Origin of the sequence: Prevotellamassilia timonensis (assembly GCF_021531665.1) — a bacterium.
GTDB lineage: Bacteria > Bacteroidota > Bacteroidia > Bacteroidales > Bacteroidaceae > Alloprevotella.
Genome location: NZ_JADYUH010000231.1, coordinates 1 through 244, shown reverse-complemented (window position 1 = coordinate 244; position 244 = coordinate 1). Strand labels below are relative to the sequence as shown.

The 244-nt window shown below is 41.4% G+C and carries 1 protein-coding gene; it reads left to right on the top strand.

From position 1 onward, the window contains the following. Window positions 1-244, top strand: a 244-nt coding sequence (locus I6E40_RS10875) for a hypothetical protein (protein WP_235387303.1), incomplete at both ends; no start/stop codon positions are given.

The window sequence follows — 244 nt, the reverse complement described above, 5'->3', positions numbered from 1 at the left end:
ATGGGAGGAGCCTCGGCTCCCCCCTTTTTTCGTCACTTTCCCTTTAAAATCGGGGTTTTAGAAGCGCATCCGGGAAAAATTTGCCTTCCTCTAATTTTAATTTGCCTTCCTCAAATTTTAATTAGGGGAAGGCAAAGAAAAACTGTACGCCGAGAAGGCAAAATTGGGAGGCGGAAAGTGTTCCCGAAAGTTAAAAATGTTAATGTCGAATCGCTGAAAAATGGCTCAAAATTGTTGGATTTTT